This is a genomic window from Methylobacterium sp. WL103 (assembly GCF_008039885.1).
In the GTDB taxonomy this organism is placed as follows: Bacteria; Pseudomonadota; Alphaproteobacteria; order Rhizobiales; family Beijerinckiaceae; genus Methylobacterium; species Methylobacterium cerastii.
In genome coordinates, this window is sequence record NZ_VRUX01001216.1 from 1 (window position 1) to 568 (window position 568).

General features: G+C 74.8%; 1 protein-coding gene. It reads right to left on the bottom strand.

The genetic code is table 11. The features are described 5' to 3' along the window. Positions 1 to 568: FAD-binding protein (locus FV222_RS28695; RefSeq protein ID WP_147816507.1), on the bottom strand; the 568-nt coding region annotated here is incomplete at both ends.

A 568-nucleotide genomic window follows, 5' to 3' on the forward strand; every position in this document is an offset into this window, starting at 1 on the left:
GCGGCGCGCTCGCCGGGGCGGCCGCGGAACAGCGCGCTCGTGAAGATCACGTCCTCGGGCGCAGCCGAATGACGGTAGGTGAAGCCCATCGCCTCGTGGGTGAAGCGGCAAAGCGCGCCGCGCCGGTCGACGCCGCGGGCCTCGACGAGCACGTCGGTGGTCTCGCCGCCATGGGCGCCGGCGTTCATGCGCAGCGCCCCGCCGACCGAGCCCGGGATGCCGCGGAAGAAGGCGAGCCCGTCGAGCGAGGCTTCGGCCGCGGCCTTCGCCAGCCGCATGTCGGGCACGGCGGTGCCGGCGCGCAAGGTGTCGCCGTCGATCTCCACCGCGCCGAAGGCCTTGCCGCCGAGCCGGATCGTGACCCCGGGGATGCCGCCGTCGCGCACGATCAGGTTCGAGCCGAGCCCGATCACCGTCACCGAGATCTCGGGGTCGAGCCCGGCCAGGAGGTGAGCCAGGTCCTCCTCGTCGACGGGCGTGAACAGCGCCTGCGCCGGCCCGCCGACGCGGAACCACGTCAGGTCGGCCAGCGACGGGTTCGCCAGCAGCCGGCCGCGCAGGTTCGGCG